This is a genomic window from Staphylococcus caeli, from assembly GCF_051413795.1.
In the GTDB taxonomy this organism is placed as follows: domain Bacteria; phylum Bacillota; class Bacilli; order Staphylococcales; family Staphylococcaceae; genus Staphylococcus; species Staphylococcus caeli_A.
In genome coordinates, this window is record NZ_JBOIRQ010000020.1 from 31,541 (window position 1) to 47,017 (window position 15,477).

General features: G+C 35.0%; 15 protein-coding genes. 4 read left to right on the forward strand and 11 right to left on the reverse strand.

The window, feature by feature from the left end; all coding sequences use genetic code 11:
* The first annotated feature begins 58 nt into the window (after window positions 1-58).
* Window positions 59-2,443 carry a heavy metal translocating P-type ATPase gene (locus tag ACSULM_RS10205; RefSeq protein ID WP_436862528.1) on the forward strand — a complete coding sequence of 795 codons (2,385 nt, stop codon included), beginning with the start codon at window positions 59-61 and terminating at the stop codon, window positions 2,441-2,443.
* A gap of 164 nt (window positions 2,444-2,607) precedes the next feature.
* Complete coding sequence (gene copZ / locus ACSULM_RS10210; RefSeq protein WP_436854358.1) at window positions 2,608-2,814, forward strand: copper chaperone CopZ; 207 nt, start codon at window positions 2,608-2,610, stop codon at window positions 2,812-2,814.
* Between the two features lie 198 nt (window positions 2,815-3,012).
* Here copZ and ACSULM_RS10215 read toward each other — a convergent pair whose 3' ends face one another.
* The 9 genes from ACSULM_RS10215 to ACSULM_RS10255 form a co-directional block, all read right to left on the reverse strand.
* Window positions 3,013-3,120 (reverse strand): type I toxin-antitoxin system Fst family toxin, encoded by a 108-nt coding sequence (locus tag ACSULM_RS10215; protein WP_142351554.1) that lies wholly within the window; start codon window positions 3,118-3,120, stop codon window positions 3,013-3,015.
* Window positions 3,121-3,361: 241 nt separating this feature from the next.
* Complete coding sequence (locus ACSULM_RS10220) at window positions 3,362-4,360, reverse strand: D-lactate dehydrogenase (protein WP_436862530.1); 999 nt, start codon at window positions 4,358-4,360, stop codon at window positions 3,362-3,364.
* A 24-nt stretch (window positions 4,361-4,384) separates the two neighbouring features.
* A complete protein-coding gene (locus ACSULM_RS10225) occupies window positions 4,385-5,542 on the reverse strand; it encodes an aminotransferase class I/II-fold pyridoxal phosphate-dependent enzyme (protein ID WP_436862531.1) in 1,158 nt (385 codons plus the stop codon).
* A 479-nt stretch (window positions 5,543-6,021) separates the two neighbouring features.
* Complete coding sequence (locus ACSULM_RS10230) at window positions 6,022-6,756, reverse strand: transglycosylase (RefSeq protein ID WP_436862532.1); 735 nt, start codon at window positions 6,754-6,756, stop codon at window positions 6,022-6,024.
* Window positions 6,757-7,285: 529 nt separating this feature from the next.
* Entirely contained in the window at window positions 7,286-8,329 is a 1,044-nt protein-coding gene (locus ACSULM_RS10235) for a PTS transporter subunit IIC (RefSeq protein WP_436862533.1), read from the reverse strand.
* Between the two features lie 195 nt (window positions 8,330-8,524).
* Window positions 8,525-9,097, reverse strand: a complete 573-nt coding sequence (locus ACSULM_RS10240) for a M23 family metallopeptidase (RefSeq protein ID WP_436862535.1) — start codon at window positions 9,095-9,097, stop codon at window positions 8,525-8,527.
* Window positions 9,098-9,256: 159 nt separating this feature from the next.
* Window positions 9,257-10,192, reverse strand: a complete 936-nt coding sequence (locus tag ACSULM_RS10245; RefSeq protein ID WP_436862536.1) for a nucleoside hydrolase — start codon at window positions 10,190-10,192, stop codon at window positions 9,257-9,259.
* Window positions 10,193-10,423: 231 nt separating this feature from the next.
* Window positions 10,424-11,164 (reverse strand): trypsin-like serine peptidase, encoded by a 741-nt coding sequence (locus ACSULM_RS10250; RefSeq protein ID WP_436862538.1) that lies wholly within the window; start codon window positions 11,162-11,164, stop codon window positions 10,424-10,426.
* Between the two features lie 225 nt (window positions 11,165-11,389).
* Window positions 11,390-12,259, reverse strand: coding sequence for a fructosamine kinase family protein (locus ACSULM_RS10255; RefSeq protein ID WP_436862540.1), 870 nt, complete (start codon window positions 12,257-12,259; stop codon window positions 11,390-11,392).
* 258 nt (window positions 12,260-12,517) lie between these two features.
* Between ACSULM_RS10255 and ACSULM_RS10260 the strand changes: the two genes are divergently transcribed.
* Both ACSULM_RS10260 and ACSULM_RS10265 read left to right on the forward strand, forming a co-directional pair.
* Window positions 12,518-13,585: a quinone-dependent dihydroorotate dehydrogenase gene (locus ACSULM_RS10260; RefSeq protein ID WP_436862541.1), complete on the forward strand. Its 1,068-nt coding sequence runs from the start codon at window positions 12,518-12,520 to the stop codon at window positions 13,583-13,585.
* A 103-nt stretch (window positions 13,586-13,688) separates the two neighbouring features.
* Complete coding sequence (locus ACSULM_RS10265; RefSeq protein WP_436862543.1) at window positions 13,689-14,111, forward strand: universal stress protein; 423 nt, start codon at window positions 13,689-13,691, stop codon at window positions 14,109-14,111.
* Window positions 14,112-14,218: 107 nt separating this feature from the next.
* Here ACSULM_RS10265 and ACSULM_RS10270 read toward each other — a convergent pair whose 3' ends face one another.
* Both ACSULM_RS10270 and ACSULM_RS10275 read right to left on the reverse strand, forming a co-directional pair.
* Window positions 14,219-14,599, reverse strand: a complete 381-nt coding sequence (locus ACSULM_RS10270) for a VOC family protein (protein WP_436862545.1) — start codon at window positions 14,597-14,599, stop codon at window positions 14,219-14,221.
* Between the two features lie 225 nt (window positions 14,600-14,824).
* Window positions 14,825-15,477: LPXTG cell wall anchor domain-containing protein (locus tag ACSULM_RS10275; RefSeq protein WP_436862546.1), on the reverse strand; the 653-nt coding region annotated here is incomplete at its 5' end.

Sequence of the window (15,477 nt, forward strand, 5' to 3'; positions counted from 1 at the left end):
GGGGTATATTGGTGGTGTAAAAAATACTACACCATCCTTTGAAAGGAGGAAACCGTTCATGGCCGAACAGAAAACAACCACATTAGAAATTACCGGTATGACATGTGCTGCTTGTGCGAATCGTATCGAGAAGAATTTAAATAAAATGGAAGATGTAGATGCCAATGTAAATGTGACAACAGAGAAAGCAACAATTAAATATAACCCTAATATCACATCGACGAGCGACTTAACACAAACTGTAGAAAAAACAGGTTACGGCGTCTTAAACGAAAAAGTTGAGTTAGATGTAATCGGTATGACGTGTGCTGCTTGCTCTAATCGCATTGAAAAAGTATTAAATCGTACTGATGGTGTGTCGGAAGCGACAGTCAACTTAACGACGGAAAACGCAACAATATCGTATAATCCAAGTACAACATCTGTAAATTCATTAATTAATAAAATTCAAAGTATTGGTTATGATGCACATCCTAAACAAGACATGACCGCAAAGCACTCACAAAAAGAGGTTGAGTTAAAACGCAAGTTGATTAAACTTGTTATTTCTGCTCTCCTATCCGTACCTCTATTGCTTACAATGTTTGTACACCTTTTCGGTATTCACATTCCAGCAATTTTTATGAATCCATGGTTCCAATTTATCTTGGCAACACCGGTACAATTTATTATTGGCTGGCAATTTTATGTTGGTGCTTATAAGAATTTGAGAAATGGCTCAGCAAATATGGATGTGCTCGTTGCATTAGGTACCAGCGCTGCCTATTTTTATAGTTTATACGAAATGATTAAGTGGATAAACCAGCCAAGTATCACACCTCACCTTTATTTCGAAACGAGTGCAGTTTTAATTACCTTAATTTTATTTGGAAAATATTTAGAAACTCGCGCAAAATCACAAACCACAAATGCACTTAGCGAATTATTAAACCTTCAAGCAAAAGAAGCGCGTGTATTACGCAATGAAGAAGAACAAATGATTCCGCTAGAGCAAGTAGTCGTTGGCGATCATCTAATCGTTAAGCCCGGTGAAAAGATACCTGTAGATGGTATTATTGTCAAAGGCCAAACTTCCATCGATGAATCAATGTTAACAGGAGAATCAATGCCTATTGATAAATATCAAGACGATGAAGTAATAGGTTCTACAATCAATAAAAATGGCCTAATTACGGTGCAGGCAACTAAAGTTGGCTCTGATACGGCGCTTTCTTCTATTATTAAAGTTGTAGAAGATGCACAAGGTTCAAAAGCACCAATTCAACGTCTGGCCGATATTATTTCTGGTTATTTTGTACCTATTGTCGTCGGTATATCCATTTTGACATTTATCGTCTGGATAACTTTAGTCCAACAAGGTCAGTTTGAACCAGCATTAGTCGCAGCCATTGCTGTTCTAGTAATTGCTTGTCCATGTGCGCTAGGTTTAGCTACGCCTACATCTATTATGGTCGGGACTGGAAAAGCTGCCGAAAACGGCATCCTGTTCAAAGGTGGCGAACATATTGAACGTACGCATCAAATAGATACAGTCGTATTAGACAAAACGGGTACCATCACTAATGGAAAACCCGTAGTCACAGATTTCGATGGTGACACTGAAGCATTACAACTATTAGCTAGTGCTGAAAAAGGATCAGAACATCCACTTGCTGAGGCCATTGTGAACTATGCAAATACTGAAAATATTACATTGTTACCGACAGAAACATTTGAAGCGGTACCTGGCCACGGTATCAAAGCAACGATAAATGACCGCACTATTATGGTAGGTAATCGTAAATTTATGGAAACATATGACATTGCCTTTGATTCTGCTGAAACACGTTTAACAGAATTGGAAAATATGGGTAAAACTGCTATGTATATAGCGATTGATCAAACATTACGAGGCACAATTGCAGTTGCAGATACAGTTAAAGACTCTGCACGACAAGCAATCGAACAATTACATGACCTGAACATTAATGTAGTTATGCTTACGGGAGATAACCAACGTACTGCACAAGCGATTGCAGATGAAGTCGGCATCGACACCGTTATAGCTCAAGTCTTGCCAGAAGAAAAAGCTAAACAAGTCGAAACGCTACAAACAGATGGCAATACCGTTGCTATGGTCGGCGATGGTGTCAATGATGCACCTGCACTCGTTCAAGCTGATATTGGTATCGCTATTGGTACAGGTACAGAAGTTGCAATTGAAGCAGCTGATGTCACAATTCTTGGTGGCGATTTATTACTCATTCCGAAAGCAATCAAAGCTAGTAAATTAACAATACGTAATATTCGCCAAAATCTTTTCTGGGCATTCGGTTATAATGTTGCAGGTATACCGATAGCTGCACTTGGTCTTCTTGCACCATGGGTAGCTGGCGCAGCAATGGCCCTCAGTTCAGTTAGTGTGGTCACTAATGCACTTAGATTAAAACGTATGAAATTGTAGACATATCTCTGGGATATAAAAAGCTATCTCAAACCCAAGTTGCGAAACAATTTATTTCAATTAGAGCTCTTTTCAGTATTTAATTATCAAGAAAGTTAGAATTACATTTAAATATATTAAAGTATAAAATAAACTATATCCCCTATTTCAAGGAGGTGATTCAAATGGCAACGGAAACAATCACAGTAGAAGGTATGAGTTGTGCGCATTGCAAGCAAGCAGTAGAATCTGCGCTCACACAACTTGACGGCGTCTCATCTGCGAATGTCAGTCTAGAACAAGGTAATGTTGCGGTTGATTTTGATGATAATAAAGTCACTCATTCAGACATGGCAGAAGCAATTGAAGATCAAGGCTACGATGTAAAATAACGTCATAAATTACAATCGCTAATATTAGCAATCTTAATATTATATTAGAACCATTTAGCTCGTTTCTAGTGTAATATTATCAATTTTGTTTTGCATTACGATTCTTATCGTGCTATAATAGTCTTAACAAAGTTTCAAACATTAATACACCAAACCCCCTCACTATTCTGAGTAGTGAGGGGGTTTTTTAGGTGTTTGCTAGTCGCCTGTCTTATGATCGTCATGTTTGCTTAGCCAATGCGCAAACCAAGTAACGATGCAACCACTTATGGCTGCGGTTGCAATTTGAAACAAAGTTTCAAACATTCAAATACACCTCCCCTCTACGTTAAAATAACGCCTGAGAGTTCGGCGACTAAAACATTATACACCTTGAAGAATTAGCAAAACACAACCTTAAGTAATGTTGAAAAAAAATGAACACCCTAATTGATATCCTGTGGCATTTTCGCCTTATAATTTTCTATTATTTGGTATTTATGAAAATAATGTCAACGTGCTTTTCATTTATCCACTAATAAAACAATATTCTACAATCAAGTATTTATTAATTCACACGTAACGCTGTATCACCTGTCTTTAGTACTTCCAATGTTGCGTCTAATGCATCGACAATCAAATTTTCCACTGCAGCATCTGTATAAAACGCAATATGTGGTGAAACAATCACGTCTTGGCGTTCAATTAATTGTTTTAAAACATCATCCGTTAATTTTGTATTACGTTGATCACTAGGAAACAATCCTTTTTCACCTTCATACGTATCTAATGCGGCACCTTTAATAATATCTTCATCTAATGCTTGTAATAACGCACTAGTCTTCACAATCGTACCTCTAGCACAGTTCACAAACACTGAACCTTTTTTAAATTGACTAAATAAAGTTTCATCAAATAAATAGTCATTCTCTTTACTTGCCGGGATATGTACTGTCACAATATCCGCATTTTTAATCGCTTCAGGAATGCTCTCAGCATATGTTAAAAATGTTCGATAATCATCGTTAGGTACAACATCATAAGCAATCACTTCCGCATCAAATCCTTGCGCAAAAATCTTCGCCACAATCGCACCAATGCGTCCTGTACCAATTACTGCAACCTTTAAGTCTCTAATTGAACGCGATAAAATTGCTGGTTGCCATCTGAAATCATATTCCTGAGTCTTTTGTTGAATATCATTATAGTTACGTACAAGGTTTAATGCTTGAGAAACGCTATATTCTGCAATTGAATGTGGAGAGTACGATGGTACATTACTTATCACTAATTGATATTTTTCAGCTAAATCAAAGTCATAAATATCAAAACCAGCACTTCGTTGTGCTATTTGTTTAATACCAAATTCATGTAACTTTCTATATACACTTTCCGCTAATGGGATTTGTTGTGATATTGACAAGCCATCAAACCCTTTGACCCTTTCTACCGTATCTTCATTTAACAAATCCTCATCTAAATCTACTTGTACATTATTTTTAGAAGCCCACTTTTCAATATAAGGAATATCTTCATTTCTTACGCCAAATAATTTAATACTTGTCATCGTAAATCGCTCCTTCAATAATTTTTATACATAAAGGTGTTTCAAAGACTGTATTCTCTGTGCGGCTGTTTCCAATGACGCATCATCCACAGCTAAAGAAATACGTACAAAGTTTTTACCATGTTCTCCAAATGGTATACCAGGCGCCACTAGTATAGATTGCTCTTGCAATAAATATTGTACAAAAGCCTCTCCATCATACTTCGGCGGTGTATGTAACCATAAAAAAATGCCGCCTTTCATTGGTTCAAAAGGTATCTTCGCCGCTTTCAATTTCGCTTCAAACATATCTCTTCGACGTTTAAATGTCTCATTTTGTTTATCTAAAAAGCTGTCATAATGATTTAATGCATAGGCTGCTGCATCTTGCAATGCGCCAAACATCCCTGCGTGGGTATGGGATTGATACTTTTTCATTGCTTGAATGATGTCTTTATTACCCACGGCAAATCCCACTCTAAAACCAGACATATTATAGCCTTTTGATAGTGAAAACACTTCAATCGCAAGATCTTTTGCACCATCTGATTGTAAGATACTAGGATTTTTTGCATCAAAACCAAAGGCACTATATGCAAAATCATGAACTATTTTAGTCTTAGTTCCTTTAAATTGAGCAATGGCTTCATCAAACACTGCTTGTGTAGCTACAGATCCAGTCGGATTATTGGGATAAGTTAAATATACAAGTTTTGTATTTTGTAAAATATCACGATTCACCTTGTCCCATTGCGGTAAATAATAGGGAGGTTGCAACACAAGTGGCTGTGGTTGTGCATCTGCTAATAGCACACCCGCTTTATAATCTGTATAACCAGGATCCGGTAAAAGGACGTTCTCCCCCGGATTTACAATGCATGTTGGCAATCCTACCAAACCATTTTTCGTACCATATAAAATACACACCTCATCCTCTGGATCCAATGATACTTCAAATTGTCTTTGGTAAAAATCAACAATCGCCTGTTTAAAGTTTGCTTTCCCATGAAACGCCCCATATTTTTGATTGTGAGGCAGGCGCAATGCCTCCGCGAAACAATCGATAATCTCTTTAGGGGTTTCTCCATCAGGAATTCCCACTGCCATATTAATAAGTGGTAATGGGCCATGTTCAACCTTTTGTCCCATTGTTTTCCCAAAATAACTATCTGGAATTTGTGCTAATCTATCTGAAATAACCATAAAAACCTCCCTAATTAAAAAGGAGTGACTAGAAATCAAATTTTCTAATAGAGATTTCGTAGCCCCACCCGACTAATGATGACTAGCATTGAAAAGTTTACCTGAGCTGAAGCTTATGCATAAGTCTTACTAACTTAATAAATTAAGCAGTGAGACTTTCCATTTTCAATTCAGTTACCTACTGTCTAAATGAAAAAATCTGAAACAACTAATTTTGTCTCAGTCTTCTGTATGTTAATTATCTTTTAAGTATGCAGATTTGTTGGATGAAGCACAGTACTAAAAATTCAAGTCTGTTGCTAAAAGATTATCATGACAATTCCTTCAACTTCTCTTGATAAGTACATCTGTTAAATTACAGTTAATTTTATCAGAATATTCAAACTTGTCAATTGCTATAAATGTACAAAAAAAGAGCAACTCATAATGAGTTGCTCTAAATTTATACCACTAAACCTCAATGTTCAGTGCTATAAATCCTACCACCAACCGTGTGAAGCACGGAAAGCTATAGCTGCGTCGATTGAACCGTAACGGTTTTGCGCGTAGTTTAACATACCTTTAGTTTGTGAAGATACTGAACCAGTACCCCATGATTCCATTGTTTGACCTAAACCACTGTAACCAGCTGGGTTAACTGCGTTAGGATTACCACCTGATTCAGGCATAACGATTGAATTCCACATAGCTTCTGTACCACCAGCAGCTAAGAATTGAGATTTAACTGATCCACCAGTTGATGCTGCTGATGCTTGAGCAGTTTTATAAGTTTGAGCTGCAGCACTTGTTTGTGCAGTTTGAACGTTTGAGTTAGATGAAGCTTTAGGAGCTTCAACTGGAGCTACTTCTGTGTTGCTTGATTGTTGTTGAGTTGCAACTTCGTTAGCTGAAGTTTCGTTAGTATTTGTAGATGCTTGAGCAGCTACGTCTTGGATTGAATTTTGAGCACCAGTTGCTTGGTAGTTCCATGACCAAGTTTGACCGTTTGAAGTGAAGTTATATTCAAAGCCATTGTATACGAAGTCATAGTTATACGCACCAGCGTGTAATGGTTTTTCGTTTAATGCTTCTGGGTTGTTTTGAGCTAAATCAGCTAAATGTGCATAATCAACGTTTGATTCTGATGCATGCGCTTCGTTGTTATCAGCTGTTGCTACATATCCTGTTACACCTAATGCTACTGCTAATGATGATGCTAAAATTGATTTCTTCATAATTAAAAAATCCTCCAATTAATATCTTTTTAGTTTAAGTTATATTTTTCGTTAAATTAATTATCGTATGTGCTAATTTTCGTTTGTAATTTTTCTCTTAGCTTTTCGCCACAAATAATATACCATAATTTTAAGGCAGTTATATTACGCTTCCTTAACAAAACGTTACAAATCAAATGCACATCTGTAACATTGAAATGAAATTGTTTTGTGTTGCCACGCTTTTTTATGCATAACAACACAATATAAATTGCGCTAAATCTTATTGTCTCGACGTTCAATACATGCATTTCGCTAGTTATTTATATCGTCAGAAATATTACATTCTTCATTTCTGTTACACAACTGTAATAATTATAAAAGACAAAAAAATTATATTTTGGGGTAAAACTTGCAAATTTTTTTGTTTAAAATTAAAAAAGACCACTGATTTGTGGCCTTTTTCACTTCTTTCCTTTGTTAAAGATTATATTTAGCTCTACTACTTTATTACAAATTATGACAAACGTTTTATTCTATTTGTGTTATTTTACGCTAAGAATTTGAATATTTCTCTATCATATAATTTCAATACTTTCATATAGAACACGTTGATTAAATATCCCATTGCAAATGGCACTAAAAAGAATGCTATAAATACAAACACTAAATTCAACATGATGGAATGTTCCATGAACTTATATGCACTTATTGGACCAATTAATCCTATAATACCGAATCCAGCCGATTCTTTTGTCCCACCGATACCAATGAACGCACCTACTAAACCTGTAATTAAAGCATTCGTAAATATAGGTAATAAAATAATAGGATGCCTTACCATATTAGGAATCATCATCTTAACCCCACCTAAAAAGATTGTGATGGGCACGCCTGCTCTATTTATCTTTAATGTACCTGCTACGAGCACACCTTCATACGCAACGATACCTAGTGAAGCCGAACCAGCTGCTAATCCACTAATCCCTATAGCTAATGCAGTTGCAACTGTCGATATTGGCGAGATAATAATAAAGCTAAATACAAGTGCTATCAACATTGACATTAATACTGGTTGCAATTCTGTAAATGAATTAACTAGATTACCAATGCCCGTTGTAATCATTTTTATATATGGCAACATCAGCACACCCATTAAACTTGCAATCACGCCTACAAATGTCGGCAGTATAATTAAGGTTAAACTACCAAATCTTTCTCCTACAATTAATATTAAAAATACCGCAATCGCAGCAGTAATCATTGTATTGATCAAATCACCGACACCTGCAATTACCCATACACCGTCTTTAAATTGTGCTACACCGCTACCTACAAATGCCGAACTCGCTACAACTGCTGTTGCGAGTGGAGACAGTTTAAAACGCATCGCTATCAATGTTCCTACAAGTATCGGTACTGTAAATTGAATACTTTCTACGATTTGAAGTAATGTTGCAAATATAGAATATTTAGGAGCAAATAATTTAAATAGTTCTCCCAATATTGCATTTGGAATCAATCCTGCAACAATAGCAATTGCTACCCCAGATAATACATTATATAAAAATTGCTTTGGACTCACTTTAATCATTGAAGTACCCCCTAAGTTGAAATAGAGTATTACTATATCACATTTTCTTAATTTTCAGAATATTTATTTTATATTTTTTCTTCTATTATAAATAGGATTACTCACTTAATACATTTTCTATAATTGTATGCATACAAAAAAACTACCATTCAACATAATGTTGAACGGTAGTTTAGACCTAACCAATACTCTTCACTAGTCTAATTGATATAAACTTTTCTCACCTTTAGGTAACTCATCTATAAATTTAGCCGGATCAATTGCATATGCATTACCAACACCATCACGCATACGTTGAAAATGTAAATGCGCTCCTGTAGTTTGTTCTCCAGTATTGCCAGATAATGCAATCGTATCACCAGCTTGTACTTCATCGCCTACTTTTACTTTAAAGTCATTGAGATGCATATACCATTGATGATATTGACCATTGGGTTCTGAAATTTGTATAACTTTACCACCTAAATCGTTATTAAATGTCCGAGTCACTGTTCCATCTGTCGCTGCTTGTATAGGCGTATCTTCTGGTAAATGATAATCAATGCCATAGTGTTTGCTGTCAAAATCACTAAACTCGTACTCTCCAAAGTTTTCTGTTTCCCGACTACCCTTTAAAAATTCACTTATTCGATGATTACCTTCATTGTCATTTTGTTCCGTAAATGAATCGCTAATGTTTTTTTGAATATTGTCTATATTCAAAGCCAACCATGTTAATGGAATGATTAAAATGAGTAGAAAGATAATCCATTTTATTGTCTTTTTCACTATTTGAATCACCTTTTAATATTTAAAGTATTGGCTTATAAGTATACTTTTTATAGTGAAAAATCTCTAACAATACGTTTTGAAAAAACGTCATACTTTAGTTGTACACAAACAATCATTCTGCAGTTTCAATATAGAATTATGTCATCAATCATTTTACTATGTGTAGCTCTCCAACATACTTTCTATCAATTCCCATACTTTCGGCACATCAACAGCTGTCGCAAAATAAGCATTATTTTCTTTTTGCATCACATTATTTAAATCTACAACCATCGTGCCATAGGTTAATGCACTTTGATGCTCAATATCGATATGTGTGTGTTGCATCGTAAAGAGCTCGGGCTTTAATAAATAGAGTATGGTACAAGCATCATGTATCGGACCACCATCCATATTAAAATGTGTTTTATATGTAGATTTAAAAAATGTTAGTAACTCTACAACAAAATGTGCAATTGGATTTTCAATTTTTGCAAAGCGTTGAATTACTTCATCTGTAGCCAATACTTGATGCGTCACATCTAGTCCAAACACATTAATCGGCACACCACTGTCAAATACACGTTTTGCCGCTTCTGCATCGACCCAAATATTAAATTCTGCTGTTGGCGTCCAATTACCGAATGTTCCGCCACCCATAATCGTAATAGATTCAATGCATTGTGTAATACTCGGTTCTTTAATCAATGCAGTAGCGATATTTGTTAGTGGGCCTGTTGCCACAATTGTGACAGGTTCCGTACTCTGTTTTAAACTTTCAATAATCGTATCAACAGCATGTTTAGCAGTTGGTTTTAAAGAAGGCACTTCAGGAAGTTTCGGACCATCTAAACCTGTATCGCCATGAATTTGCGCAGCAAATGAAGCTGGTTTTATTAAAGGCCGCGTTGCTCCAACAGATACACCAATATCCTTTCTCCCCATTACTTCTAAAATATTCAAAGCATTTTTAGTATTCTTTTCTACAGATTGATTACCAGCCACAGTTGTTACAGCTAAAATATCGAGCGCACTCTGCTTTGCACCAGCAAGGATTAACGCAATAGCATCATCATGTCCTGGATCGCAATCCATAATTATTTTTTTACCCATACGTTTCACTCCATTCTAAAAATCATCTTATATAAGATTCGATATGTATGTTGAACAGAGGGGGATGACTCATATGTATTTGCTCTTAACTTAACCTTATAGTTACTCATTTGAATAAAGCTTCCAAACGACTACAATCCACCTCTATCATAATTATATGATATTGAGATGGATTGTTGAATTGTGATCTAGATAAAAATTACAAATCACTATTTCTACTCAAATTTTGTTTTAACTTCTATTTTCATTAATAAAATTTAATACTTCTCCTGTTAAAGCTACGGCGCTATTACTTTCACCTTCAATACCACCTTGATGAATACCAATCACTTCGTTACTGCTATTAAATACAGGTGACCCAGAATTACCACCAAACGTACTTGCGTTATATGTAAATTGTGTACCGTTATTCTCCAGTACAGCCCCTTTACTTTCCCACATTGTAGCTAATGCTTTATCACCAGGATAACCCGTCACTGTAATAGGTGCGTCTTTAGTAATGTCAGCTGCATCTTTTATAGTAGCTGGTTGCACAACGTCACCTACAGATTGACCTTCTTCATTTTCATTAAAATGGACAATGACAATATCTTCGTTTCCAGGATATGCTTTCACTTCTTTTTCAGAAAATGTTCCATAAGGAAATGTATTTTCATCTTTGGCTGCGGGTGCAAATGTCATATTCCCGTTCGATCCATTAGCAACATGTTTATTAGTTAACACTGTATTTTTATCAATAACAACACCTGTGGCAATCTTGTCACCAATATTAATATATCCTACAGACTGGTAGTGGCCACCGGTCGTTTCTTGGATTTGTGTCCTATCTTCATTAGGTAGTACGACTCTTGGCATTGGCTTAGTTGCCGTATTGTCTTGTGTTGCAGCCTCAGTTTGTGCACTTAATGGTATGGCTGATATAAGCAAGAGTAATATCAACGAAGTACCACCGAATATTTTTCTTAAAATCATAAAAAACCTCCATTAAAATTTATTTGTTCCTTTTAATTTAAAGAATTTTACGAAAATAATCAAATTATTTATTATAGTTTATTTAATTTAACTTTGTTGATATTAAACTGTAATAAAATTTATTTACAAATGTAGCTTAATAGACAGATATCCAAAATTTTAATAATCGTCAAACAATAAAAAGCTAGAACAATCATTTTGTCCTAGCTTAATTACTTCTAACGCTTATTCACTTGGAGCATCATCTATTATTTGCTGCATTGAACGTGACACACTACTTGCGTACATACCACCAAACTTCACTAAATGAACCATTAATAAGTACAGTCTATAAAATTCCAAGCGTCTTTCTACACCCTCACTCATTGGATATTGTGCATGATACGCATCATAAAATTGTTCTGTAAAACCACCAAACACAGTAGTTATACCTAAATCAAACTCTCTATCGCCATATAATGGCGCCGGGTCGAACAAAGCAGGTGACCCATCTGTAAGAAACATGTAGTTTCCACCCCATAAATCGCCATGTAAAAGTGACGGCTTGCTCTCATGATTTTCTAGTGCATGCACTATGACTTTACGTACAGTCTCATATCGAACAATGTCGTCTTCTGTCCATAGTCCAAGTTGAGATAGCTGGTCTTTAATTTTATCCAATCTTTTTTCTACAAATAATGTTATCCAACTATCTGTCCATTGGTTATCAAATGAAATATCGCCACCCTCGTAAGGTAAATCGAAACCAAATTGCTGATTGGGTTGTTGTTGAAGATGCATATGTGCAACCAGTTCGCCCAACGCTGTTTGACTGCCAGAAGCACCTTCATCTAAATAGGTTAATAATAAATAGGCATCCTCTCCAATGACACCACTATCTATAACTCTAGGAGCAGTTATATTTGCCTTTTCAAATAAATTTAGTCCTGCTATCTCAGCCGCATAAAAGGAATCCGATCTCTGACGCTGTACTAGTAGAAAATAAATATCATCATCCGTTTCAACACGAAACGCTTCATTAACATCACCACCACTTACCGGTGAAATCGCCTTAATATGTTCCAACGGTAAGTGTGTCTGCCATGCTGAATTCATATCCAATCCCTCCAATATGACTATAAAATAATCTATATATTATTATTTCCTTATATTTACTGACTTAATCACTTCTTTTATGAAAAAATATTCTGTGAAAGTTCTATAAAACATGTTGTTTTACTCTAGGCAACGATTATGTAAAATGCTAGTCTATTAAGGACATCATTTTCAATTTGCATTTTTCAAAATTGATTAAGCAACATGTATTAAAGGCCCTTAATATTAACCTAATTTAACAAATGGAGCGATAATCATATGTATAAACTCATCAAACCAATCTTATTTCAACTAGATCCAGAAAAAGCACATGGTATGACCATCGATGCACTTAAATTCACACAAAAATATCCAGTATTTCTTCCCGTCATCAGACAAATGTTTCACTACGAAAATCCAGCACTCCAACAACAACTCAAAGGTATTTCATTCGATAACCCTATTGGTCTAGCTGCAGGTTTTGATAAATCTTGCGAAGTACCAAAAGCACTTGAGAAAGCAGGATTTGGCGCACTTGAGCTTGGTGGCATTACACCTAAACCACAACCAGGTAACCCAAAACCACGTATGTATCGATTAGTTGAAGATCATGCGCTTATTAACCGCATGGGATTCAATAATTTAGGTATGAACAAAGCTTTAAGCAACTTGCGTAAATATAGTTACCAAACTCCTATCGGTTTAAATGTGGGCGTGAACAAAGCTACAGCTTACGAAGCGCGTTATGAAGATTACATTAAAGTTATCTCAACGTTTAAAAACGACGTCTCTTTCTTCACAGTCAATATTAGTTCACCTAATACTGAAAATTTACAAAGTTTCCATGATAAAGATGAATTTTCACAATTATGTACAGCAATTCAAACGTTTAAAGATAAGGAATCACTTAACGTCCCTATTTTTATAAAATTAACTTCTGATTTATCATTAGAAGGATTGGGTCATATGCTTGAGCCTATAACAAAAACTTTCGATGGTATTATTTTAGCCAACACAACTCAAAAACGTGAAGACTTGCAGTCAGAAAACCGTGTCGAAACTGGTGGCCTCAGTGGCAAACCATTATTTGAACGTAATCTTGAATTAATATCTTATGCTTACAAACAAACAAAGGGTCAATTTTTAATTATTGGTACTGGCGGTATTTTCGATACATCAGATGTAATTACAATGCTGCGTCATGGTGCGTCACTAGTCCAAATTTATAGTTCACTAGTCTTTGAAGGTCCTGGTTTAACCAAAAAGCTCAACAAACAACTTGCAAACTATCTTAAATCTAATGGTTACAACAATGTTAAAGATATCATTGGCTTAGATGTAAAATAAATATGTACATATCGTGTCACTTTGTATACCCAAACAATTTATGCTGGATTAAAACTGTTATTTTAACTTTAATCGGGTATAGAAATATAAAGGAGGCGCTACGATGTACAATAAAATTTTACTCGCTTATGATTTTGACAATTCGTTCAATAATGTACCAAAAGAACTACGTAATTTAACAACAGGTACTGACAATGCAGAAATTACAATTTTCAATGTCATTCCAGAAAGTGATTTAGAAGCATCTGTGCGTTATGATAATAAACACTTTGAAGATTTGGCTAAAGAAAAAAACGAACAACTTGCACCTTTTGCACAAGAAATTGAAAATCTTGGCTTAAAAGTTGACGTGAAATTTAGCACTGGTTACATTAAACAATCTATTCTATCTGAAGTCGAAGACAACAATTATGATATTATTGTCATGAGCAATACGCGCGAAAAATCCGATATTAAGAATATTTTAGGCAATGTAACTCATAAAATTGCAAGTAATGTCAGCATACCTGTACTTATCGTCAACTAAATTAAAAAACTCAATTTCACATCTTTTGTTACTTAGTAAAAGTGACAATATTGATGTAGAAATTGAGTTTTCTTTTTATTATGGAAAGTTTTTGTTTTATATGTTTACTACATTGCGATGACATTAAATAAATGTCCATCGATGTCGCTAAACAAACCGCCATAGTAGCCTTCATGCTTCGTACCTCTTTGAATCACTTTACCGCCTGCTGATTCTACAAGATTTAATAGAGTATCGACTTCTGTTGTTTCAGAAACCGAAACTGAGACGAGCGCTTCATTTTTCCCAATTTCTGAAAGTCGCGCTACTTTTTCAAACTGTTCATTTTGAATCAGCATTATAATTTTATGATCAACCGTTTCAATACCTCTCATTTTATCTAATACTGCTTCGTTTTGTTTAATTGTAAATCCTATATTCTCAAAAAACGTTGCACTCGCTTTTAAATCTTTAACTGGTAAATTCAACCAAGCTGATTGTATATTCAAAACAATCCCCTCCTAAAAATGGTCTTACTTAAACTCAATACTAGCTTATCATTTTAATTGATTTAAGACTATAATCATGCATCTATATAAAAATGCCCCGAATGTTAAACTTAGAAGTTCAACATTCGGGTAACATTTTGAAATAGTTAATTTATAATAAATAATATAAAGACAAAATTCTTATGGACCTCTGTATTGCATTTTTCAAATAAAAATATTTATAATCTATTTTGCATTTTTTCTTTTTCTCTTGAATAGTAATGTCGTACCAATTAATGCTAATAATGTTGCAAACAATGTTGTACTCTGTGATTTTTCACCGGTTGCTGGTAATTCGTTAACTTGCTCTACTTTAGCTTGTTTCATTTGTTGCTTTGATTTTACACCTGATTGTAAACTTGAATTACTCATTTTAACTTTTGTATTATTAGATATTTTTTGGTAACTTATATTTTCCTTTTTAATATCTTTTGTATGCACACTGTTACCATTAGGTATAATAACTCCATTATTATCTATTGGTACATTGTTATTGTTTCCTTCATCTGGTTTCTTGCTTTCATCTGGTGTTTTATCTTCGTCTGGCTTCTTATTATCATCCGGTGTCTTATCTTCATCTGGTTTCTTGTTATTATCCGGTGTTGTATCTTCATCCGGTTTCTTTTCATCATCTATAGGTTTTGTGTCTTCTTCTTCAGTCTTACCGCCATTATGTCCACTTTCTCCATCTGGTAACGTGTCTTCTTCCCATTCTATTGGTTTACTGTCCTCTTCTTCAGTCTTACCACCATTATGTCCACTTTCTCCATCTGGTAACGTGTCTTCTTCCCATTCTATTGGTTTACTGTCTTCTTCTTCAGTCTTACCGCCATTATGTC